Genomic DNA, 21,942 nt, shown 5'->3' on the forward strand with positions numbered 1-21,942 from the left:
CTGCCTATGGATCTAAAAGAGATAAAGGACTTGATCGCGTTATTGAACGAAATGGCCCTCACCGAGATCGAGGTGGAGGAAGCCGGAAGGCGAATTCGCATCCGGAAAGACGCCCCCATGATCGCTCAACATCTTTCTCCATTGCAACCTGAACCCACGCAAGAAACACCCGCCTTGACCGAAAAAGAGGAAGAGAGGGAAAACTTCACCTTCGTTACCTCCCCGATTGTCGGCACCTTCTATAAAGCCACTTCTCCCGATGCCAACCCCTACGTGGGCATCGGAGATACAGTAAGGAAGGGTCAGACCCTCTGTATCGTTGAGGCGATGAAGCTGATGAATGAGATCGAGGCGGATGTCGACGGGAAAATCATCGCGATTCTGGCAGAAGATGGGGCTTCTGTCGAATATGGTGAGGCTCTCTACAAGATCGAACCCGCCTAAGCTTGATGCGCTCGTAAAAAGTCGTCACTCCTGCTTACCGGGGTCCATCAAAAAGACAACACCCTGCGGAAGGCTGTATTTCAGCTTTCACAGAAATAGCCGAAACAACCTTTTTGGAGAATCCCGTCCTGGAAGGGCAGGGATTGCGCTTACTCTACGTGTTCAAACTTTTTATGAGGACGTCATTTTTTTAGAAGAAATCAGACCAAACAACGGTAACAAACAATGTTTAAGAAAGTCCTGATCGCGAACCGCGGAGAGATCGCACTCCGTATCATTCGCGCATGCCGGGAAATGGGCATTCGCACTGTGGCTATTCATTCAGATCCCGATGCGGCCTCACTTCATGTTCGCTTCGCAGATGAAAGCATCTGTGTCGGCCCGGCAGACGCCACCCAATCCTATCGAAATATCCCAAACATACTCAGCGCCGCAGAGATCACGGGCGCGGACGCGATCCATCCCGGCTATGGATTCCTGGCAGAGAACAGCCACTTTGCAGAGGTTTGCGAAGCGGCCGGCATCAAGTTTATCGGCCCGCCTGCAGAATGTATCAGCCTGATGGGAAACAAGGCCAAAGCCCGTGAAGTCATGATGAAACAAGGGGTCCCGATTATCCCTGGAAGCGAGGGTGAGATTCGCGATAACAAAGAAGCGGTCGATGTTGCCCGGAAGATCGGTTATCCGGTGATTGTGAAGGCTGTTTCCGGCGGCGGCGGTCGGGGCATGCGTGTTGTCTATAAAGAAGAAGAACTCTCCAATTCGATACAAACCGCTCAGTTAGAGGCAAAAACCGCTTTTGGCGACGACAGCGTTTATATTGAGAAATTTTTTGTCGATCCGCGGCATATTGAGATCCAAATCCTGGCCGACGAAAAGGGCAAGATGGTTTATCTGGGAGAAAGGGATTGTTCGGTCCAGAGACGGCACCAGAAATTAGTCGAAGAGTCTCCCTCTCCGGTCGTCGATGATCGGCTCCGGAGGGAACTCGGGCGAGCAGCATCAGGCGCGGTCAGCGCCGCAAACTATGTTAATGCGGGAACAGTCGAGTTCCTCCTGGACAAGGATCATCGCTTTTATTTTATTGAGATGAATACCCGAATTCAGGTTGAACATCCCATCAGTGAAATGGTCAGCGGTATCGACCTGGTCAAGGAGCAGATCAAGATCGCGGCCGGCAAACCGCTGGCGTGGAAACAAAGCCAGATCCGACTCCAGGGACACAGCATCGAGTGCCGCATCAATGCTGAATCTCCCGATAAGTTTACCCCTTCTCCCGGAACCATTACAGCCTTTCACATTCCCGGTGGTCCCGGAATCCGGGTTGATTCCGCCTGTTACATCGGAGGTGTGATCCCTCCCTACTACGACTCACTCATCGCAAAATTAATCGTCCACGCCGGCACCCGTGAAGAAGCGATTGCCAAAATGAAAAGCGCCCTGAGCGAATTTGTCATTGAAGGCGTTCAAACAACACTCCCGCTCCACAAGAAGATCTTTGAAGATCCTGTATTTGTAAAAGGGCGGTATTCAACAGGATTTTTGGATCACCTTCTTTCAGCACCCTCCACGCCATAAACCATGCTGAATAGCGACCTTTCTCCGTTATATCTAATTACAGATCCCCTTCTCTCCAAAGGATCGGCCAGACAATCTCTTTTTGAAGTGCTCGAAGCGGCGCTTGACGAAGGGGTAGGTCTGATCCAGTATCGGGAAAAAACTGAGGTCAGGTGCAAAATGTTTGAGACCGCAAAAAGGCTCCGGGAAATGACGGCCCGCTATGATGCCACATTCATCGTAAACGACGAAATTGACCTCGCCCTGGCCGTCAAGGCCGACGGGGTTCACCTCGGGCAAGACGATCTTCCCGTATGGGTTGCCCGAAAGGTCCTGGGGAAAGAGGCCATCATCGGGATCTCCACCCACCATTGGTCAGAAGCGATCCAGGCTGAATCGGATGGCGCCGATTATGTTGGAATTGGACCGATCTTTAGTACCCCAACAAAACGCTCTTCGGGTCCTCCGCTCGGCATCACCATGATCACTGAAGTCCGCGAAAAGGTCCGACTCCCGATCTTCGCGATTGGAGGCATCAAAATATCACACATTTCCGAAATCATGGCGGCGGGTGCGGATGGCGTCGCCATGGTCTCCGCAATCGCCGGAGATGTCCGCTCAAATGTTAACAAGGCCATGTCCTTGTTAAGGAGCTTCTGAATAAGTCATTAATTGTTTTTTTGGGCAAAAAAGTCCCCCTTCTGCGTTGAAAATCTTAACAATAGCAGGCTATGGCTTCGCGAGAATCATCCTCTGCAATTTGCGCCTTGAATCGAAACATTTTATCTCATGAAAAATGGAAGAACCTTCCCAAAAAATGGGGAGGATTCTTCGATACGAGTTGAACTTAAATATTTTTATGCTTATGCGATGTGTACCAACCCAGACTTAATAAAAGAGGTCCCTTGAGCTTGCCATGACTCAAGACAGCGATGACACTCGATCCGGCTTCAGCGGCCTAGCCGACGGATGGCATCCTGCCAATGCGCAAGCATGCTCCCCAGAAGGAAACTCCGGCCAAAAATCTTCCTAGAATGTTCTATGTTTTTTTCAGTACTGTCCTTTTCCCTGAGAAAGGGAAGCGGTCCCATGATGGGGAGATCGATCCTCTCCTTTAATATTTCAAGATTGCTCTCCTCTGAAAGGTCTTTTTTTGGAGTCGTGCGATTGAGAATAAGCCCCGTGAAAGAGACCCCTTGTGCCCAGCCTTGCCCGAGTGTCAGGAGGGTATGATTGAGGGTTCCCAATCCACTTCGGGCAACCAAAAGTACGGGGAGTTCGAGGAGCAGGACAAGGCTGAGCAAATCTTTCCTGGCTGTCAAGGGAACCATTAATCCGCCGACGCCTTCAACAACCAGAAAAGAATGTCTCTTTTGTAACTGATCAAAGGCCTTGAGAATCCTGGAAAAGTCGATTTTCTTTTTTGCGCGCATCGCTGCCGCGTAGGGCGCAAGGGGCTCCTTAAAGGGATAGGGGGCGATCAATTGCAGTGGGTCCTCTGAACGGGCGGAACGCTTGAGATAAGCCGCGTCTCCCGGAATAAGGCCTTCTCCGCTCTGACGGCACCCGGATTCAAAGGGTTTCATTACGCCGACATCAATCCCCTCTGATGAGAGAATACGGGCGATGGCTCCGGCAACAACGGTTTTTCCGACGCCGGTATCCGTTCCGATAATAAAAACACCCCTACCGACTTTCCGATGATCTTCTGGAGACCCTTCTGATGCGGGCGACAAGCGCTTCTTCCTCGTCATACGATTCGACTGTCCAGATTAAAGGTCTGTCCTGAAATATGCTTCATTTTTGACAGGTCTAGAATAAATTCAGCGATCTCCCGGGTCGTCGCGGGGCGGGACAGGAGGTTCTCCTGACTCAGATGCGCCCTCTTTTCTCGCGACAGACCCGCCGTCATCGGGGTATTCAGAAAGCCTGGAAGGATGGTGTTGACCTGTATAGGAACTCCCCCCCATTCCCTCGCAGCCGTCTGCCCCAATGCAATCAGTCCTCGCTTAGAAGCAGCATATGCGGCCTGTCCGACACGCCCGGTCAAGGCAGCGCGTGACGCAATGTTCATAATATGTCCTCCGCCCTGGCGGGTCATGGAACGGCCAGCTTCGCGCATACAGAAAAAGACCCCGGTCAGGTTGAGATCGATAACATCGTCCCAATCGGCCTGAGGCATTCGGGCAACCAAACGATCCTTTATGATCGCGGCGTTATTGATCAAGAGATCTATCCGCCCCCATTTTTCCAGGATGTCATCAAACATAAGCCGTACCGCGCCGGAATGACAAAGATCGGCCGGAAAAAGAGCCGCCGCCGTTCCCCTGGCGTTCAAGGTCTCAACCATCTTCTCTCCGCCGTGGATGTTGCGATTTACATGTACTCCGACAAAGTATCCACCTGTTGCAAAAGCGCGGCAAAGGACCTGACCCAAACCACCGGAGGCCCCGGTAATCAAGACGATCTTCTTATAAGGATCCGATACCGGCATGTTTATGGAACCTCTGAATAAGTCATGCATTGTTTTTTCAGGGCAAAAATGTCTCGCTTCTGCGTTGCAAATCTTAACAATCGCGGGCTATGGCTTCGCGAGAACCATCCTCTGCGTTTTGCGCCTTGAATCGAAACATTATTATCTCCTGAAAAACGCAACCCAGACTTAATCAGAGCTTCCCTATATTACCCGCAGATCTTTTCCGATCTTTTCCAATCGGGACAATAAAAAGTCAATTTGGCATTTCGTGTGGGCAGCCGTCAGCGTAACGCGAAGGCGGCTTGTTCCCTCTGGGACCGTGGGTGGACGGATCGGAGGGATATAAATCCCGTCTTCGAAGAGTCTTTTCGAAAAATCAACCGCCTTTTCACTGCTCCCGATACAGAGCGGGACAATAGGGGTCTCGCTCGCAAGGGTATCAAACCCCAGTTGGGCCGCCCTCTCACAGAAATACGCCCTGTTTTTCCAGAGCCCTTTCCTTAAAGACCCTTCCGCTTCGATCAGTTCAAGTGCGGCCAGGGCCGTTGCCAGTACGCCTGGCGGGAGGGCTGTCGTGTATATAAATGAGGGGGCCTTGTTGATCAGATATTGTTTTAACGCGCCCTTGCCTGCGATGAAGCCTCCAAATCCACCGCAGGCCTTGCTGAAGGTCCCCATCTGGATGATTCGTGAACTCGACAACTTGAAATGATCACATGTCCCCCCGCCATGCACCCCAAGCACCCCGGTCGCGTGTGCATCATCCAGATAAATAGACGCATCATACTCTTCCGCAAGCGCCAGGATTTCAGGAAGGGGGGCGATATCACCATCCATGCTGAAAATACCATCCGTAACAATCAGGACATTCTGGATGGTTTTACGATTTGAAAGGAGCCTTCTCAACTGGGTCATATCTTTGTGCGCGTAGACACGAAATCTTCCACCTGAAAGACGGCAGCCTACAACCAGACTGGCATGGTTGAGCCGATCCGCCAGAATCAAATCCTCTTTCTGTGCAATCGAACCGATGGCACCAATATTTGTCATGTATCCGGAACTGAAAACAAGAGCCGACTCCGCCGACTTGAATCTCGCAACCTTGGCTTCCAGGTCATCGTTAAGATCTGAATGTCCTGAAATCAGCCTGGAGGCCCCCGCGCCAACACCCCGGGCTTGAATGGCGGAGATCGCAGCCGCTTTCAGTTTCGGATGGTTCGCCAGGCCGAGGTAGTTGTTGGTGCAAAAAAGAAGGAGTTCCCTTCCATTCCTCCGGGCCACCGTCGATGATTCGGAGTCAAGGGGGATCAACGCGCGGGAGAGGTGTTGTTGTTCAAGCTTTGTGAGCGCTTTCTCAAATTGGAACATCCCGTCCTCACTTTCGATGCCTTAAGGAAGCTATGATTAAGTCTGGGTTGAGTTTTTCAGGAGATAAAATGTTTCGATTCAAGGCGCAAATCGCAGGAAATAGCCCGCTATTTTAAAGATTTGCAACGCGGAAACGGGACATTTTTGCCCTGAAAAAACAATGCATGACTTATTCAGAGCTTCCTTAAATAATACATCCTCCGCCACCCTGTCAATAGAAGGAGCACCCACGCGTCACCCGGATCTCATCACGGGTCTCAGAGATCTTGCATCTCTATGTGGATTTCCAGAATTCCCTTGACAACCACCAGTAGCCTAGATAAACTTATTTTGATAGTTAATGCCTTGAATTTGTTTATATCTTTTCTACAAATAGTTAGAAGGCTCGAAACCGCTCTGGTGCAGTCAAGGAGGAAGAATGTTCGAAAAATTCACCGATAGGGGAAGAAAGATTATCATTCTTGCCCGCGAAGAAGCTGAACGTCACCAGAATGATTATTTAGGAACGGAACATATTGTCCTGGCGTTGCTCAGAGAAGGGGATGGAATCGCCCTTGCTGTCGTGAAAAAAATGGGCCTTTCGACCGAACAGATTCGCCTGGAGGTCGAGCGGAATCTCCCGAGCGGGAGCAACACCATGACCTTTGGAGAGATCCCCTTCACCTCCAGGGTCAAAAAGGTGGTCGAATATGCCGTCGAAGAGGCCAAACTTCTCGGGCATAACTACATCGGGAGCGAACACCTCTTGCTTGGCTTGTTGCGGGAAGAGGAGGGGATTGGAGGAAAGATTGTCCGGAGCCTGGGCGGGAACCTGCTGACGGCGCGGCAACTCACCATCAACCTCCTCAGAAAAACAGCCCCGCGCGAAAAAGAAAAGAAAAGCAGCACACCTGCTCTGGACGAATTTGGTCGTGACCTGACCCAATTGGCAACGGAAGGCACACTCGACCCCGTCATTGGCCGCCATGATGAGATAGAACGTCTTCTTCAGATTTTGAGCCGGCGGACAAAGAATAATCCCGTTCTGATTGGAGAATCCGGAGTGGGGAAGACAGCCATCGTCGAGGGTCTTGCACAAAAAATTGTCTCGATGGATGTCCCAGAGAACCTCTTTAACCGGCGGGTGATTTCCCTGGATCTGGGTTCGCTTGTTGCTGGCACAAAATATAGAGGGCAGTTTGAAGAGCGCCTCAAAGTGGTCATGAAAGAGATTCTTACGGCGGGCAATATCATTATTTTCATCGATGAACTTCATACGCTCGTGGGCGCCGGGGCTGCCGAGGGGAGTATCGATGCCTCCAATATGCTAAAACCGGCGCTGTCCCGTGGAGAGATGCAGTGTATCGGAGCGACAACCCTCGATGAATACCGGAAACATATCGAAAAAGACGCGGCACTGAAGCGGCGCTTTCAGGCCATCTTTGTTCAGCCGCCGACCTCTGCCGAGACGGTCCAGATCATCAAGGGATTAAAAGACCGATATGAAGAGCATCATGGGGTGAAGATCACTGATGATGCCGTGGATGAAGCGGTGCGTCTTTCCGACCGGTACATTTCAGACCGCTTTCTTCCGGACAAGGCCATTGATGTCATTGATGAAGCCGGTTCCAGGGCAAAATTAATAGCCTACTCTCGGCCTGAACCCCTCCGGGTTCTGGAGAAGGAAATCAAAAAGATTGCGCATGATAAAGACCTGGCCATACGACTTCAAAATTTTGAGGAGGCGGTGAAGCTTCGAGAAGAAGAAGAGCGAATCAAAAAACTGCTTGAGGAAACAAAGCAGGAATGGATCAAGGATAAAGAAAAGAATCGTCCCAATATCGACCGCGAAGAGATCGCCTATGTTGTCTCGAAGATGACCGGCATCCCGCTTTTCCGAATAGAGGAAGAGGAAACCAAAAAACTGATACGGATGGAAGAGGTGCTTCACCAAAGGATTATTGGACAGGAGGAGGCGGTTACGGCTATTGCCCGGGCAATCAGAAGGTCTCGCGCCGGGCTCAAAGGGGATCGCCGTCCCATTGGTTCTTTTATCTTCCTCGGACCGACCGGTGTCGGCAAGACAGAATTGGCGCGGGCTTTGGCTGAGTTTCTCTTTGATACCGATGAGGCCTTGATCCGAATAGATATGTCTGAATATATGGAAAAGTTCTCCAGTTCAAGGCTGGTGGGTGCTCCTCCAGGATATGTGGGCTATGAAGAGGGAGGACAATTGACTGAGAAGGTCAGGAGACGCCCCTATTCTGTTGTTCTGTTTGATGAGATAGAAAAGGCCCATCCGGATATGTTCAACATTCTCCTCCAGGTCCTGGATGATGGCTATCTCACGGATAGCCTTGGGAGGAGGGTCGATTTCAAAAACACGGTCCTGATTATGACCTCAAATCTAGGAACCAGAATGGCAGAAAAGGCCGGAATGCTTGGCTTCCAGCGCTCAGAAATCGATATTCATGGAAAAATGAAGGATGCTATCCACTCGGAGCTGAAAAAAGCCTTTAACCCGGAGTTTTTGAACCGTATTGATGACACGATTATCTTTCATTCTCTGGAGAAAACGCATTTAGCCAAAATCGTTGAGATTCTCCTGACAGAGTTAAATGATCGGCTGGCTGAAAAGGGGCTTGAGTTGCAAGTAAGCGATGAGTTGAAACATTGGCTGGTGAAGACAGGATATGAACCGCTCTATGGCGCACGCCCCATGCGACGGTGTATTCAGAAAAACATTGAAGACCCGCTCTCGGAAGAGATTATCAAGGGACGATTTAAAGGGAAAACAATCGTTAAGGCTGTTTTGAAAGACAATGCCCCCTCTTTTATTGAGGAAGCGGTTATGGCGGAAGTCTGAGCCAGGAATTATTGATCACCCGGAAAAAGCCTCGCTTCCGCGAGGCTTTTTCGCATCATCCCCGCCGGTTTCATCCCACCTGTTCCCTTGCCACTTGTAACCATTCAGTTTACCTAGATTCTTCTCTAGGACAAGGCGCGAGGAGCAGAAAACCGGGGTGTACGTGTCTGTGCGTGAGGTTTTAAGCATCACAGAAACGCCATCATGGAAGTGTGGGTCTCACGAAGCCAAAGAGGGGTGAGTTGAATAGTTGCTGCCGTTTTTTCGATACGAGGTTGAAGTTCAGTGAGTATTATTCATGATGCACTGAAGAAGGCGGCCGCCGAAAAGGAAGCACCTTTTTCTCTTCCTTCCTCACTTAAATATCATTCTGAAAAATCAACAGGCCTTACAGGAGCCAAGGGGGTAACGCTCTTCCTCCTGTTCGCGTTTTTCCTCTCGGCCGCTTACTATTTTTATGAACGCGAAGGACGCTTGCTCCTGACTGACCAGGCCATCAGCCCTCTTCCCCCTCCTCCAGTAAAAGAGCTTACCCCTCCAAAAGAGATCTCTCCTGTAAAGGAATCCGCGCCCGAAAGTATTTCTGTCCCCAACAAAGATCAGGGACAGCTTATCCTGTCGGAAGGATTGAAACGATATCATCAGGGAGAGTACGACCATGCGGCCCGCTTATTCAGCGAGGCGATTGCGATTCCTTCTCTCTCAGTCCTGGCCCACAACAACCTGGGCCTGACACTCCGCCGTATGGGAAAAGTGGATGAAGCAATCAACCATTACAAAGAAGCCATTCGTCTTGACCCAAATTACGCGGAGGCGCACAATAATCTGGGGATGGCCCATGATGCCAAAGGGTCGATTGACCAGGCGGGCAAGCATTACAAGATAGCAATTGATCTCAAGACTTCTACTCCAGCTTTCCATCTTAACCATGCAACATGGCTTGAGAGGAAGGGGTCTTTTGGGGACGCCCGCAGAGAGTATCAATCCTTTCTACGGCTCTCATCCGATGGGATCGGAAGCGGAATAAAACCCGGTCAACACCGTGAAACACTGAACTTGGTCAAGGCACGCCTCGAAGCACTCAAAGGATCTTTACCTTGATTATTCTGGGAATTGAGACCTCGTGTGATGAAACAGCTGTTTCCGTTTTAGAAGAGGGGCATATTATTCGTGCCAACCTAATCTCTTCTCAGATCGACCTGCACAAGAAATATGGCGGAGTGGTCCCTGAACTTGCGAGTCGGAGACACATCGAGGTGGTCGATCCCCTGATTCAGGAAGCCCTCATTCAGTCAGGCTGTACACTCCGCGAAATTGATGCCATTGCCGTTACAGTCGGGCCCGGGTTAATCGGGGCCTTGATGGTCGGAGTTTCAATCGCGAAATCGCTTTCTTACGCCCTCGGCATTCCTCTTCTTCCAATCCACCACTTGGAAGGACATATTTCTGCGGCCTTCATAGAGCACCGTGATGTGGTCTTCCCTTCCGTGGCCCTGATCGTGTCAGGCGGGCACACAAACCTTTATTACATGGCACAAAAAGGAGACTATCGCCTCCTGGGTCATACGGTAGACGACGCAGCGGGGGAGGCCCTGGACAAAGGAGCAAGATTACTGGGATATGGATATCCTGGCGGACCGATTATTGATCGTCTCGCCAGAAAGGGAAATCCGGAGCGCTTCCATTTTCCAGTGCCCTACCGTTCCACAAAACATTTCAATTTTAGCTTCAGTGGAATTAAAACAGCCTTGAGCCAACGGTTTTCCGGGATGATCCGGGAGTCCGAAGGAGATCTATCGCTGATTCAGGACATCGCAGCCGGATACCAGGAATCCGTGGTCGGAAGTCTGGTGGAGAAAACAATCTCCGCAGTTGAAAAGAAGAAGGCTAGAAGCATTATTCTGGGAGGCGGTGTTGCCGCGAACAGCCTCTTAAGGCGACGAATCAGTGAAGAAGCGGCTCGCATGGGGGTCGCGGCCTACATCCCTTCCCCTTTATACTGTACCGACAATGGCGTCATGATCGCCAAGGCGGGGGTCTCACACTATGAGAGAAAAAATTTTGCTTCAATGGACTTAAGCCCTATGACAAATTTTGAATTCTCTCTCTGAACTTGTATTTCAAGAAAATTCCCCTCCCTAAAAGAACCACCCCTTCTTTGATCGCCTTATTCAGAGGTTCCTTCAATGGCCTCCTGCCTGATCAGCCCCCCTAGAAGCCTGTCGGAGAATTTACAATAAGTTAACATTTCCTTAACCATGCTGTGATGGCGGCATGTCAGAATAGTGTCGCTTGACATAACAATTAAGGAACATCTGGATAAGCTATGAATTGATTTTTCAGGACAAAAGTGTCTCGCTTCTGCATTGCAAATCTTAAAAACAGCAGGCTATGGCTTCGCGAAAACCATCCTCTGCGATTTGCACCTTAAATCGAAACCTTTTGTCTTCCGAAAAATCAACCCAGACTTAATCAGAGGTTCCTTAATGTCACCCTCTCCCGATAACAAGTAAGTTTAAAATGAGTTGAGGTCATTCATGAAACATATTTTGAAACATCTTCTCGTGGCGTTTATCCTTTTCATCTTGCTGCCCAACCAGGGGTGGGCGAAGCGCGCCCTGGTCAAGATCGACGGGTCCAGCACGGTCTTTCCCATCACGGAGGCAGTGGCGGAAGATTTTCAGGTGCAAAACCGAAAAATCAGAGTCACCATCGGGGTCTCCGGAACCGGCGGAGGATTTAAAAAATTCTGTAGTGGTGAGGTGGACATTGCAAACGCCTCCCGACCGATCAAGCCATCAGAAGTCAAACTCTGCGCCGGGAACAAGGTTGAATATATTGAACTCCCGGTTGCCTATGACGGGATTGCCATCGTGGTCAACCCCAAAAATCCCTGGGTTGATTTCCTCACGGTCAATGAATTGAAAAAGATATGGGAACCGAAGGCGAAACACAAGGTTACCCGCTGGAATCATGTCCGACCGCATTGGCCGGAAAAAGAGATCCATCTCTACGGTCCCGGGATCGACTCCGGAACCTTTGACTATTTTACAGAGGCGATCGTCGGGGAAAGCGGAGCCAGCCGCGGGGACTTTACGGCAAGTGAAGATGACAACGTCCTCGTCCAGGGAATCTCAACCGACCTGAACGCCCTCGGATTTTTCGGGGTCGCTTATTACGAATACAACAAGGAGCGATTGAAACTAGTCCCGATCGATGACGGGAAAGATGAAAATGGGAAGGGGCCTATCCTGCCCACGTACAACAATATCTTGGAGGGGAACTATCAACCTCTTGCCAGACCCATCTTCATCTACGTCCGCAGTAAATCTGCCGACAGACCGGAGATACAAAAATTCATAGAATTCTATATGACCCAGGGGGCTGATCTTTCAAAAGAGGTGGGCTACATCGCCCTTCCCAATCGGGCCTACGAGCTAGCACACAAACGTTTTAAAGAGCGCATGACCGGCTCCATTTTTGGCGGAAAAGGGGCCCAGATCGGGGTCAAGGTCGAGGACCTCCTGGAAAAGGAAGGGAAGTAGCAAGCTGAACCAGAGACAGCGCCAAAAAATAAAAGAGGCCCTCATTGAGGGAATGCTTTTTCTTGCCGCTCTTCTTTCAATATTTATTACGATCGGTATTGTTTTCGTCCTGACGATAGAGACCTATGAGTTTTTTAAGGTCGTCTCCTTAACGGACTTCCTGACCGACACAGAATGGACCCCGCTCTTTTCCGAACAACATTTCGGTATCCTTCCGCTCATTACAGGAACATTCTTAATCACCCTGATTGCCATGTGCGTTTCGATGCCGATAGGCTTGATCAGCGCGATCTACCTGAGTGAATATGCCTCGGGGCGGGTACGGGCAACGATCAAGCCCTTTCTGGAAATCCTTTCCGCCGTTCCTACGGTGGTCTATGGTTACTTCGCGCTGCTTTTTGTGACGCCCCTTCTCCAGAAGCTAATCCCCGATCTTTCCGGTTTCAATGCCCTCAGCCCCGGTATCGTCATGGGAATCATGATCGTCCCGATTATCTCCTCACTTAGTGAGGATGCCATGCATGCCGTTCCGATGAGACTGCGGGAAGGGGGCTACGCACTTGGCTCGACCCGGCTTCAAGTTGCACTGAGTATTGTATTGCCCGCCGCGCTTTCCGGCGTGCTGTCTTCATTTATTCTGGGGCTTTCGCGAGCGGTCGGGGAAACGATGATCGTCGCCATCGCGGCCGGGCTTCAACCGAGATTGACGATGAATCCTCTTGTCCCGATTGAAACCGTGACGGCCTATATCGTCCAGGTCAGCATGGGAGACACACCAACGGGAACCATTGCGTATATGACAATATTTTCTGCCGGGATGACCCTTTTTATAATGACCTTTGTCCTGAACGTTATCAGCTATTTGCTCAAGAAAAAGTTCAGGGAGGTTTACGATTAAATTATGATTGCGCTTAGACGTCGTTATCGTATTTATGAAAAAATATTTTCCGCCACGGGACTCATCATCACCCTCCTCGCCGTTGCCGTTCTGCTGACCTTGATCGTTGACGTTTTTATGGATGGCGCTTCAAGGCTCGACTGGAATTTCCTGACAAGCTATCCCTCGCGCAGGCCGGGAAAGGCCGGGATTCTCTCTGCCTGGGTCGGAACAGTATGGGTAATGGTTTTGACGGGGATCATTGCCTTTCCGATTGGGGTTGCGGCGGCCACCTATCTTGAAGAATATGCAAAAAAAAACTGGTTGAGCGACCTGATCGAAATTAACATTGCCAACCTGGCCGGGGTCCCCTCCATTATTTACGGCCTGCTCGGCCTGGTCATTTTTGTCCGCTGGATGGACCTGGAGCGGAGCGTCCTTGCAGGGGCCATGACCCTGGCCATGCTCGTCCTCCCCATCATTATCCTCTCCGCCAGGGAGGCCCTACGGACGATTCCCTTTACCGTTAGAGAGGCCTCTTATGCGCTGGGCGCGAGTAAATGGCAGACCATCCGGAACCAGGTCCTTCCAGCCGCCATGCCGGGCATCCTCACCGGAACCATCCTGGCCATGTCCAGGGCCATTGGAGAGACCGCGCCGCTGATTATTATCGGCGCCCTGACCTATGTCGCCTTTCTTCCGACAAGCCCCATTTCGCTGGAGGCTCCTTACTTCAGTTTAGAAGGACTCTCCGATCCCTTCTCCGTTCTTCCGATTCAGATCTTCAATTGGGTCTCTCGCCCTCAAAAAGGCTTTTCAGTGAATGCCGCGGCTGCGATTCTGGTCCTGCTCTTCATCACCTTCGCCATGAATGGGATCGCCGTTTACTTAAGATATCGCTTTCAGAAGAAACTAAGGTGGTAAAACATGGATCAATCCTTTGAAGTTAAAAAACTGAATGTCTTTTACGGGGATAAACACGCGGTAAGAGATGTCTCGATCACCGTACCGGAAAAAGGGGTCACCGCTGTGATCGGGCCATCCGGCTGTGGAAAGAGTACCTTCCTGCGGTGCTTGAACCGGATGAATGACCTATTGCCGAATTTCCGGATGGAGGGACAGATTATTTATGATGGACGGGATATCTATTCCAAAGAGATCGATGTCATCGATATCAGAAGGCGCATCGGCATGGTCTTTCAAAAACCGAATCCTTTCCCAAAAAGTATTTACGAAAATATTGCCTACGGCCTGAGGATACAAGGCATCAAGAGCAAAGAAATCACAGACAATATTGTCGAGTCGAGTTTAAGAAAGGCGGCCATCTGGGACGAAGTGAAAGATCGGCTTACTCATTCCGCCCTCTCTTTGTCTGGTGGGCAACAACAGCGTATCTGCATCGCCAGGGCATTGGCGGTCGAACCGAAAGTGCTGCTCCTTGATGAACCCACCTCGGCCATTGACCCGATCGGAACCGGACGGATTGAAGAGCTCTTGCGTGAATTAAAAAAAAGTTATACCATCATCATTGTGACCCATAATATGCAGCAGGCCGCACGGGTCTCAGAAATGACGGCCTATTTCCTGACGGGAGAACTCATCGAATTTGATCAGACCACGACGATCTTTACGAATCCGAGAGATCAAAGGACGGAGGACTATATCACCGGACGTTTCGGTTAGTCATTCAGCTCACCCATCTTTTTCTCCATGGCGGCGTTGCTGCGGTGCTCAAATCCTCACGTAGAAAACTACGTTGCGGTTCTGCGTTCTTCGCGCCTTGCCCTGAAGAAAAATCTAGGCAATCTGAACGACTAACCGTTACATTTTTGTTTAAAATTAGAATCTCAGAGGAGAAAAGACAGGATGACCCGCCATCTCGAAGAAGAACTGACCCTGCTTAAAGAAAAAATTTTGAGGATGGGGGCTCTAGTTGAATCACAGATTACGGATTCTATCAAGGCGCTTATTGGACCGGATCTCAAGCTCGCCGAACAGACCATTCAGAATGACCACCTGGTCAATGCCATGGATGTCGAAATCGACGAAGAATGTATTCGGATCCTGGCCCTCTATCAACCGGCCGCGCGGGATCTTCGATTCGTCACGACGGCCATGAAGATCACCACGGATCTGGAGCGAATGAGCGACCTCTCCGAAGATATCTGTGAGCGGGCCATTGAACTTGCCCAGGAGCCCCCGCTGAAACCCTATTTCGACATTCCCAGAATGGCGAAAAAGGCCCGAAAAATGGTCCATGGTGCACTGGACGCCTTTGTCAACATGGATTCCGCGCTCGCCCGCAATGTTTGCGGCCAGGACGAGGTGATTGATAATCTCACTGATCAGATCTTCCGTGAACTCCTTTCTTACATGGTTGAAGACCCGAAGACAATCACCCGTGCCATTCGAATCAGCTTTATCGCCAAATATATCGAGCGAATCGGCGACCATGCCACCAATGTTGCCGAGATGGTCGTTTATCTGGTCGAGGGAAAGATCATCCGACATACAAAGATAGAACCCACAGAAGTCTAGACCCAAGGCGGGGTTCTTCAACTGTTACGTGGCGCTGTGTTTTTGGCCTTTTCTTGACCCGCTTGATGGTTCTGTGTGGTGAGCGGCATAACGATCTAAAAGGTTACGGATCATCTTTTGATACTGCGTGTTGTGGTTCTTTGCTTCTTGCTTGAAGAATTCGATGCTCGATTTACTCAAGCCAATGGTCACCCTTACCGTGTCTTCTTTAAAGACCTGCTTCGCTCAAGTCGTCTGAAAGATAAGTCCAGAGATCTTTTTGGCGATCAAGGCGTACTCTTCTGTATGGTGAGGAACCAAAAAGACTGATAACACCGTATGTCTGGCGAATTGGCGGTTTACTCCCTTATTTCATTTCTTTGAATGAAACCATCATAATAGCCCTGACTGCTCCTCCTTCGTTTTTATCCCATGAGAATCTTTTCCCGTGATAGCAAAAACCCTGACCCTCATATTTTTCATCTTGTTAGCTCCCTTCCCTACCCTTGCCGACGCCTCGTTAGAACACACACTCGCCGTAATAGATTCTGATACCCCTGTTTCCGATGACCACTTTACAGTTGCGAGCTTCAGGGCTTTATTGGTAAACCTTTCGCTTACTTACGGTGAGAAAAAACGCGACATTTCCAATAAGAGCGTGGCTGCCCAAGATCAACTCATTGAGAGAGGGATCAAAGAAAAGATCCTGACGATCATGGAGGGGATGGATCGCATCGTCACAGATCGAGTGGCAAGGCACACCTACTCCGCTATTCTCTCAGCGTACATCGCATTGAGGATACAAGGTCAATCACACCCGAGTGCGATTGATGGAATCGTATTGCTCCTGAACGACATGGAGGAATTAGAAGGAAATGAATGAGATGCGGATACCTCAAGACCATGACCTTCCATTTCTTTTTGGCTTCGTGGGGGTGGTCTGAAGCAACTATGCCATACCTCCTCAAACCCGAAGAGCATCCCTTTTTTTCATTGTCATGTTAGAATATTCTGTCAGGATTTCTTCGGTTCTGTAAGGAGTCGTATTATTGAAGAGACGCTTTTGCATAGGAGTGCGATGAGCATCGATTTTAAAACTGAAGGGCAGATAAATGCTTTCCCCGCTATTTAATCGCTCTGTTTCACGTTGGGCACGTTATGGTTTCTCCCTGACTGTTCTGGCGAGCCTTACCGCAATGCTGGCGGGACTCGGCAGTCGGTGGGGATGGTGGCATTTTGGCGCGCCCCGGGGGTCAACGACATGGTTTCGTGTGGGCAGTTCTCGGGCTTTTGACGAGCCTCGCTGTCGTCGGGATCCCCTGGAACTGGTTGCAGACAGCACGGCGTGTTCCGCCGATCCATGACATCTCCACCGATACCGAGAACCCGCCACCCTTTGTTGCGATTTTGCCCTTGCGCAGGGACGCCCCCAATTCCGCTGAGTATGGCGGACCCGATGTCGCCCTCCAGCAACACACGGCATATCCAGAGGTGAAAACCGCGACGCTCAATCTTTTACCCGATCAGGCATTTGCGCAGGCTCTCACCGCTGCACGTGAGAGAGGATGGGACATTGTTGCGGCAGATTTAGAGGAAGGGCGCATCGAGGCAACGGGCACAACGCTTTGGTTTGGGTTCAAAGACGATGTCGTCATCCGTATCACTCCCAGCGATAACGGGAGTCGTATTGATGTGCGTTCGGTCTCCCGTGTCGGGCTAAGCGACGTTGGAACAAACGCTAGACGGATACAAAATTTCCTGGAACAGTTACATAGAATACCGGACTGATCTGGAACACTTCGGTGAAGTTTCCTTAAGTAATCGTCTTATGGAAGGAGGGGGGAATTATGGGGATATCAAAAAAGGAAGTGTTACTGAGCACGGCTGTCGATATCGGAAAGCTCTATGCCTTTCTTGCTCAAGCCCTTCGGGTGGTGATCGAACCAGAAGCGGCCAATGGGATATCTGAAGTTCTTTTCAACGAACAGTTGGACAAGATTCGGGCGGATCTAGATCCAAAACTGTCAAAGAATCGAATCGTACGAAAAAATATTGCAGAAATCCACCAGGACGTTACGAAGATCCGAATAGCAGCTTCAACTGAAGCGACACGCATGAGTGCTGTTAAGGATGCACGGAACTACCTTCCGACTGTTGAGGAACGCTCTCGAACCGTCAGTGACCTCGTTGCATTGTTTCGATCTCTTTAAAGGGTTTTTGGGGAAGATCAGGAGGTTGAGGATGGTAAGGTTTGATCATATCCTTCTCGCTTATGTTTCTTGAAGAACCTTATGATACAGCTCAGACCAAAGACTGAGAAGTTAGGGAAGAGCAAGGAACGATGAATTCCCCATCCTTTGGTTTTTGCTTTACAATGAGACGGCAGGGGTAGGAAGTTTTACGCCGCGGGATTTCAGATCCGCCTCAATATTAAAGAGCGCGGCCTTCCCGGTGTTTCCTTCAAAGATATTAGCGATTGAATCATCGGCATAGGTTGACTTGTCTGATCTCTCCATTGGATCGCGGCTGGGATTTTTTTTATCCTTCCAGGCCTTCAGGCAGGCCCTGGTGATGATCTTTCCGAGCGGCGGGGGGTTGTAGAGGACTTTCTTGATTGACAGAGGGTTCATGGAAAGCGGGTTGAAATTTTGAGGAAGATAGCCCTCCTTGACAAGGCGCTCCGTCAGACCTGTATTCGGCTGGATACCGAGAAAGAAGAGAGCGGGATAAACCTGCGGCTCTCCCATAATGGCGATGATTTTCTTGTAGGATTCGATACTTTCCAAGAGGGTCTCTTCGGTGTCCCCCGGAGAATTAAGAGAATAGTTCAGGATGATCCTCCCTTTATATCCCGCCTCCTTTAAATACCGACATCCTTCATAGAGTTTTTCCAGACGGAAACCCATTCTCATCCCATCCAGGACCGCCTGTGAACCGGAGGTGATCGCGATCTCTGTGTCGCCAAGCCCCGACTGGACCATCAGGCGGGCCAGGTCCTTTGTGATGAGACTGGTCCGGATGTAGCCGCCCCATTCGATCTTCATTTCGCTTGCGATGATGCGCTCCAGGGTCTCGGTACAATGTGAATAATATTTTGATCCGGGCACCCACTGGGCATCGGCAAACCAGAAGCGGCGGGTTCCCCAGCGGTCATAAAAGGCCTTCATCTCAGCCACGATGTTTTCCGCGGGCCGGGTATAAACCCGCTTTCCCTCAATATAGGGGTAGAGACAGAATTGGCAGTCATAAGGGCATCCCCGCTTGGTCTGAATGCCGATGATTTCACCGGTAAAGGCCTCAAACTGCGGGAAGATCGACTCAATATAAGCAGGGTCCTGAACAGAGTCGTCGAGCAGAACAGGTGCCTTTTGTTTTCCGGTAAAGACCTGATCCCCCTTGCGGAAGATACAGCGGTCCTCCATAATGGACTGGTCTTCATAGACATGGACCAGGGCATCTTCACCCTCACCGATGATCCCGATGACCCCCTCGGGCAGTCGTCGGATGATCTCCTTTGAAAAGACCGAGAATCCCCCCCCGCCCACAATCATCTGTATCTTTGGAAAGCCCTTTCGAATCAGCTTGAAATAAGAAAAATGTTCATTCAGATTTCCATAATAGAGCCACAGAGACCGAAGCCCTTCGATTGCGGCAATCAGTTTCTTGATCGGGTTGAAGGAGTAGTAGAAATCGAAGGCAAATTTAAGAGCGCCGTCTCCTTCATGGGGGGCAAAGACTTGAATATCACGCCAAGAGAAGGCAATCAGATCAGGCTGAAAGGATGAGACCAGATCCCGAAGCGCAGCTTTTCGCTGGTGGCGAGGAATTAGAGAGAGGTCCAGGATTTTCTGGGGCGCCTCGGGGTGCCGCTGGTGGAGAAAATGGGCGAGATAGGTCAGGCCCAGGGGATAAATCTTCTTGCAGGGGAGAAAAACGTAAAGGACTGCCTTTGGCCGCATACCACCTCCAGAAGGAGTCTATCGGAGAAATAAAGAATCTACTACAGTGATGGAAAATAGGCCCATTTTTCAGGTGATCTTCGTTAAATAGCGGTGCCATTCGCCTCGTTACGACCCTTTTTCTCCGGCAGGCTCCAAGAAACTCACGGTAACACGGTCCTCAACACTCATGCAAGTTATCTCCAAACCGAAAGATCCTATCACGGACCCTAAGTTCCTATTTTTAATTGACGACAAGAAAATAAACATTGTAAGATGTCTGACTGACATTGAAGCGCCAACCAGTCCAGACAGTCGCATAAATCAACACTCAATCTGATAGTGATCACAAGGAGGAATAAAAAAGATGGTACTCGTAAACAGACAAGCTCCGGATTTTACCGCAAAGGCCGTTAAGGGGAGTGAAGTGATCGATGACTTTAAACTCTCTTCCTTGAGAGGAAAGTATGTCGTGCTCTTCTTCTACCCGCTTGATTTTACCTTTGTCTGCCCGACTGAGCTGCATGCTTTTCAGGAAAAACTGGAAGATTTTAAAAAGAAAAATGTCGAAGTCATCGGCGTCTCGACCGACTCCTGGTTTTCACATCTTGCCTGGCTGAAGACCCCAAGGAGTGAAGGCGGGATTGAGGGCGTGACCTACCCGTTGATTTCTGACTTCAACAAAACGATTTCTCGCGACTACGATGTCTTGTTTGACGGTTTAGGGGCCGCTTACCGGGGATTATTCCTGATCGACAAGGAAGGCATCGTGCAACACCAGGTCGTCAACAATCTCCCTCTGGGACGAAACATCAATGAAGCCCTTCGCATGGTTGATGCCCTGCAGTTCACCGAGGAGCATGGTGAAGTCTGCCCCGCCAACTGGAATCAAGGCGACAAATCAATGAAACCGAACGATGCCGGCCTGAAAGAATATTTCACTTCGTAAGACTCATTTTACCACTCATTTAGGAGGATGTTTAAATGGCGACATCTGAATGTTCAAAATGTGGCATGGGCGTTAACGCAACTTGTGCTAAATGTGATGCCCCGCTTGTTGATGATATCTTGAAACTGGATGGCGGAAAAGAAGTACAGATTTCAAAATGTCCAAATGATCATGGTAAGATCAAATCCCCCATGTGTTGTGGTGAGGATATGAGCTGCAAGGTCAGCTGATTCCTGACAATTCAGTAATTTCCTCAGAAGTCCCCCATGCCTTTTTACCGGTTTGGGGGATTTCTGCTTCAGAGGTCTTCTGCAAGTGACAGTACTGCTTAGCTTGGGAATAAGGGTGATTTCACGGAGAAGAAAAGGGATAATCAAGCTTCATGGCCCCGCGCACGCGGAGCATCGTCTCTCTGGCCACTGTCCTGGCGCGGTGAGTTCCCTTGATTAGAATTTCATCGATCTTCTTGTCGTCCTGCTCATATTTGGCACGCCGTTCGCGGATCGGCAAAAGAAATCGGTTGAGGGCCTCTACAAGTAAGCGCTTCACCTCGACATCGCCAACCGTCCCTTTTTCATAACGGACTTTTAAGGCAGCGACCTCTTCCTTGTCAGGATTGAAAGCATCATGATAGGTAAAAACTGGGTTCCCCTCCACATGTCCCGGATCTGTGGCACGGAGGCGTGTCGGATCGGTATACATCCTCATGACCTTTTTCTCAACCGTCTTGGCATCATCAGAAAGGTAGATTGCGTTGCCAAGGCTCTTCCCCATCTTCGCCTGTCCGTCGGTTCCCGGGAGACGTGCAACTTCACCAAGCAGGGCCTTCGGTTCGACAATTGTTTTTTTATAAAGTGTGTTGAATCGCCGGACAATCTCGACGGTCTGTTCAATCATCGGGAGCTGGTCTTTCCCCACCGGAACAAGATCGGCCTGAAAAGCGGTAATATCTGCCGCCTGATGAACCGGGTAGACAAGAAATCCGACAGGCAGGTTCTGCTCAAAGCCCTTCTGCTTCATCTCATCCTTCACCGTCGGGTTTCTCTGGAGGCGGGCCACCGTCACAAGATTAAGATAATAAAGCGCCAACTCAGCGATCTCCGGCACCATCGATTGAACGAGGATTGTACTCTTTCCCGGATTGATCCCGACGGCCAGATAATCGCGAACGACTTCCCGGATATTTTTAAGCAGTATTTTAGGTTGCTCAAAATGGTCGGTCAGTGCCTGAACATCGGCAATGAGGATGAAGGTTTCATATTCCTCTTGGAGTTTCACCCGATTGACCAGCGACCCCACATAGTGACCAAGATGAAGTCGCCCCGTCGGCCGGTCACCCGTCAGAATCCGTTTTCTTCTTTTCATCGCGGGAAAATTTCTCCAGGGAGAGACATTACAGATCTGTCGTATAGCATCGCATTATGAG

Annotated in this window: 20 protein-coding genes and 2 pseudogenes; 16 read left to right on the top strand and 6 right to left on the bottom strand. The window is 50.1% G+C overall.

Annotated features, from left to right (window positions below; translation table 11 throughout):
* Positions 1-6: 6 nt before the first annotated feature.
* From accB to thiE, 3 genes are all read left to right on the top strand, one after another.
* The gene (accB, locus tag EYQ01_05885; protein ID HIE65330.1) at positions 7-444 is read left to right on the top strand and encodes an acetyl-CoA carboxylase biotin carboxyl carrier protein; all 438 of its coding nucleotides are present in this window, start codon (positions 7-9) and stop codon (positions 442-444) included.
* Positions 445-669: 225 nt separating this feature from the next.
* Positions 670-2,022: an acetyl-CoA carboxylase biotin carboxylase subunit gene (gene accC / locus EYQ01_05890; protein HIE65331.1), complete on the top strand. Its 1,353-nt coding sequence runs from the start codon at positions 670-672 to the stop codon at positions 2,020-2,022.
* Positions 2,023-2,025: 3 nt separating this feature from the next.
* Entirely contained in the window at positions 2,026-2,661 is a 636-nt protein-coding gene (gene thiE / locus EYQ01_05895) for a thiamine phosphate synthase (protein HIE65332.1), read from the top strand.
* Between the two features lie 290 nt (positions 2,662-2,951).
* Here thiE and bioD read toward each other — a convergent pair whose 3' ends face one another.
* The 3 genes from bioD to bioF form a co-directional block, all read right to left on the bottom strand.
* Complete coding sequence (gene bioD, locus EYQ01_05900) at positions 2,952-3,755, bottom strand: dethiobiotin synthase (GenBank protein HIE65333.1); 804 nt, start codon at positions 3,753-3,755, stop codon at positions 2,952-2,954.
* Positions 3,752-4,525, bottom strand: coding sequence for an SDR family NAD(P)-dependent oxidoreductase (locus tag EYQ01_05905; GenBank protein HIE65334.1), 774 nt, complete (start codon positions 4,523-4,525; stop codon positions 3,752-3,754). Before EYQ01_05905 ends, bioD begins: the two co-directional genes overlap by 4 nt.
* 153 nt (positions 4,526-4,678) lie before the next feature.
* Positions 4,679-5,845: an 8-amino-7-oxononanoate synthase gene (gene bioF, locus EYQ01_05910; GenBank protein HIE65335.1), complete on the bottom strand. Its 1,167-nt coding sequence runs from the start codon at positions 5,843-5,845 to the stop codon at positions 4,679-4,681.
* Between the two features lie 418 nt (positions 5,846-6,263).
* Between bioF and EYQ01_05915 the strand changes: the two genes are divergently transcribed.
* The 8 genes from EYQ01_05915 (at position 6,264) to phoU (ending at position 15,650) form a co-directional block, all read left to right on the top strand.
* Complete coding sequence (locus EYQ01_05915; protein ID HIE65336.1) at positions 6,264-8,690, top strand: ATP-dependent Clp protease ATP-binding subunit; 2,427 nt, start codon at positions 6,264-6,266, stop codon at positions 8,688-8,690.
* A gap of 285 nt (positions 8,691-8,975) precedes the next feature.
* Entirely contained in the window at positions 8,976-9,791 is an 816-nt protein-coding gene (locus EYQ01_05920) for a tetratricopeptide repeat protein (GenBank protein ID HIE65337.1), read from the top strand.
* A complete protein-coding gene (gene tsaD, locus EYQ01_05925; protein HIE65338.1) occupies positions 9,779-10,801 on the top strand; it encodes a tRNA (adenosine(37)-N6)-threonylcarbamoyltransferase complex transferase subunit TsaD in 1,023 nt (340 codons plus the stop codon). Before EYQ01_05920 ends, tsaD begins: the two co-directional genes overlap by 13 nt.
* 426 nt (positions 10,802-11,227) lie before the next feature.
* On the top strand, positions 11,228-12,235 hold the full coding sequence (locus EYQ01_05930) for a PstS family phosphate ABC transporter substrate-binding protein (protein ID HIE65339.1): 1,008 nt from the start codon (positions 11,228-11,230) through the stop codon (positions 12,233-12,235).
* 52 nt (positions 12,236-12,287) lie between these two features.
* Positions 12,288-13,133, top strand: a complete 846-nt coding sequence (gene pstC / locus EYQ01_05935; GenBank protein HIE65340.1) for a phosphate ABC transporter permease subunit PstC — start codon at positions 12,288-12,290, stop codon at positions 13,131-13,133.
* A 3-nt stretch (positions 13,134-13,136) separates the two neighbouring features.
* Positions 13,137-14,036: a phosphate ABC transporter permease PstA gene (gene pstA / locus EYQ01_05940; GenBank protein HIE65341.1), complete on the top strand. Its 900-nt coding sequence runs from the start codon at positions 13,137-13,139 to the stop codon at positions 14,034-14,036.
* 3 nt (positions 14,037-14,039) lie between these two features.
* Positions 14,040-14,795 carry a phosphate ABC transporter ATP-binding protein gene (locus tag EYQ01_05945; GenBank protein ID HIE65342.1) on the top strand — a complete coding sequence of 252 codons (756 nt, stop codon included), beginning with the start codon at positions 14,040-14,042 and terminating at the stop codon, positions 14,793-14,795.
* 183 nt (positions 14,796-14,978) lie between these two features.
* Positions 14,979-15,650 (top strand): phosphate signaling complex protein PhoU, encoded by a 672-nt coding sequence (gene phoU, locus EYQ01_05950; GenBank protein HIE65343.1) that lies wholly within the window; start codon positions 14,979-14,981, stop codon positions 15,648-15,650.
* A 24-nt stretch (positions 15,651-15,674) separates the two neighbouring features.
* On the opposite strand, the pseudogene EYQ01_05955 reads toward phoU, so the two are convergent.
* Positions 15,675-15,860 (bottom strand): annotated as a pseudogene (locus tag EYQ01_05955) (CopG family transcriptional regulator).
* 217 nt (positions 15,861-16,077) lie between these two features.
* Here EYQ01_05955 and EYQ01_05960 point away from each other — a divergent pair.
* The 3 genes and pseudogenes from EYQ01_05960 (at position 16,078) to EYQ01_05970 (ending at position 17,839) form a co-directional block, all read left to right on the top strand.
* The gene (locus tag EYQ01_05960) at positions 16,078-16,512 is read left to right on the top strand and encodes a hypothetical protein (protein HIE65344.1); all 435 of its coding nucleotides are present in this window, start codon (positions 16,078-16,080) and stop codon (positions 16,510-16,512) included.
* 229 nt (positions 16,513-16,741) lie between these two features.
* A pseudogene (locus EYQ01_05965) lies at positions 16,742-17,417 on the top strand (DUF1499 domain-containing protein).
* A 59-nt stretch (positions 17,418-17,476) separates the two neighbouring features.
* Complete coding sequence (locus EYQ01_05970; GenBank protein ID HIE65345.1) at positions 17,477-17,839, top strand: hypothetical protein; 363 nt, start codon at positions 17,477-17,479, stop codon at positions 17,837-17,839.
* Between the two features lie 159 nt (positions 17,840-17,998).
* Here the strand turns inward: EYQ01_05970 and EYQ01_05975 are convergent, their stop codons facing one another.
* Entirely contained in the window at positions 17,999-19,588 is a 1,590-nt protein-coding gene (locus EYQ01_05975) for a radical SAM protein (protein HIE65346.1), read from the bottom strand.
* Between the two features lie 346 nt (positions 19,589-19,934).
* Here EYQ01_05975 and EYQ01_05980 point away from each other — a divergent pair, with 346 nt between their 5' ends.
* A complete protein-coding gene (locus tag EYQ01_05980) occupies positions 19,935-20,516 on the top strand; it encodes a peroxiredoxin (GenBank protein HIE65347.1) in 582 nt (193 codons plus the stop codon).
* A gap of 35 nt (positions 20,517-20,551) precedes the next feature.
* Positions 20,552-20,746, top strand: coding sequence for a hypothetical protein (locus EYQ01_05985; protein HIE65348.1), 195 nt, complete (start codon positions 20,552-20,554; stop codon positions 20,744-20,746).
* Positions 20,747-20,867: 121 nt separating this feature from the next.
* Here EYQ01_05985 and trpS read toward each other — a convergent pair whose 3' ends face one another.
* Complete coding sequence (trpS, locus tag EYQ01_05990) at positions 20,868-21,881, bottom strand: tryptophan--tRNA ligase (GenBank protein ID HIE65349.1); 1,014 nt, start codon at positions 21,879-21,881, stop codon at positions 20,868-20,870.
* Positions 21,882-21,942 lie beyond the last annotated feature (61 nt).

It is taken from the genome of Candidatus Manganitrophaceae bacterium (assembly GCA_012960925.1).
Classification (GTDB): Bacteria; Nitrospirota; Nitrospiria; order SBBL01; family JAADHI01; genus DUAG01.

Bases quoted from the DNA above. Each gene is read 5' to 3' on its own strand.
- thiE (HIE65332.1), top strand. From the start codon at position 2,026: ATGCTGAATAGCGACCTTTCTCCGTTATATCTAATTACAGATCCCCTT.
- EYQ01_05970 (HIE65345.1), top strand. From the start codon at position 17,477: ATGGGGATATCAAAAAAGGAAGTGTTACTGAGCACGGCTGTCGATATC.
- EYQ01_05915 (HIE65336.1), top strand. From the start codon at position 6,264: ATGTTCGAAAAATTCACCGATAGGGGAAGAAAGATTATCATTCTTGCC.
- bioD (HIE65333.1), bottom strand. From the start codon at position 3,755: ATGACGAGGAAGAAGCGCTTGTCGCCCGCATCAGAAGGGTCTCCAGAA.
- accB (HIE65330.1), top strand. From the start codon at position 7: ATGGATCTAAAAGAGATAAAGGACTTGATCGCGTTATTGAACGAAATG.
- pstA (HIE65341.1), top strand. From the start codon at position 13,137: ATGATTGCGCTTAGACGTCGTTATCGTATTTATGAAAAAATATTTTCC.
- EYQ01_05980 (HIE65347.1), top strand. From the start codon at position 19,935: ATGGTACTCGTAAACAGACAAGCTCCGGATTTTACCGCAAAGGCCGTT.
- phoU (HIE65343.1), top strand. From the start codon at position 14,979: ATGACCCGCCATCTCGAAGAAGAACTGACCCTGCTTAAAGAAAAAATT.
- EYQ01_05985 (HIE65348.1), top strand. From the start codon at position 20,552: ATGGCGACATCTGAATGTTCAAAATGTGGCATGGGCGTTAACGCAACT.
- trpS (HIE65349.1), bottom strand. From the start codon at position 21,881: ATGAAAAGAAGAAAACGGATTCTGACGGGTGACCGGCCGACGGGGCGA.
- EYQ01_05975 (HIE65346.1), bottom strand. From the start codon at position 19,588: ATGCGGCCAAAGGCAGTCCTTTACGTTTTTCTCCCCTGCAAGAAGATT.
- bioF (HIE65335.1), bottom strand. From the start codon at position 5,845: ATGTTCCAATTTGAGAAAGCGCTCACAAAGCTTGAACAACAACACCTC.
- accC (HIE65331.1), top strand. From the start codon at position 670: ATGTTTAAGAAAGTCCTGATCGCGAACCGCGGAGAGATCGCACTCCGT.
- pstC (HIE65340.1), top strand. From the start codon at position 12,288: ATGCTTTTTCTTGCCGCTCTTCTTTCAATATTTATTACGATCGGTATT.
- EYQ01_05945 (HIE65342.1), top strand. From the start codon at position 14,040: ATGGATCAATCCTTTGAAGTTAAAAAACTGAATGTCTTTTACGGGGAT.
- EYQ01_05930 (HIE65339.1), top strand. From the start codon at position 11,228: ATGAAACATATTTTGAAACATCTTCTCGTGGCGTTTATCCTTTTCATC.
- EYQ01_05905 (HIE65334.1), bottom strand. From the start codon at position 4,525: ATGCATGACTTATTCAGAGGTTCCATAAACATGCCGGTATCGGATCCT.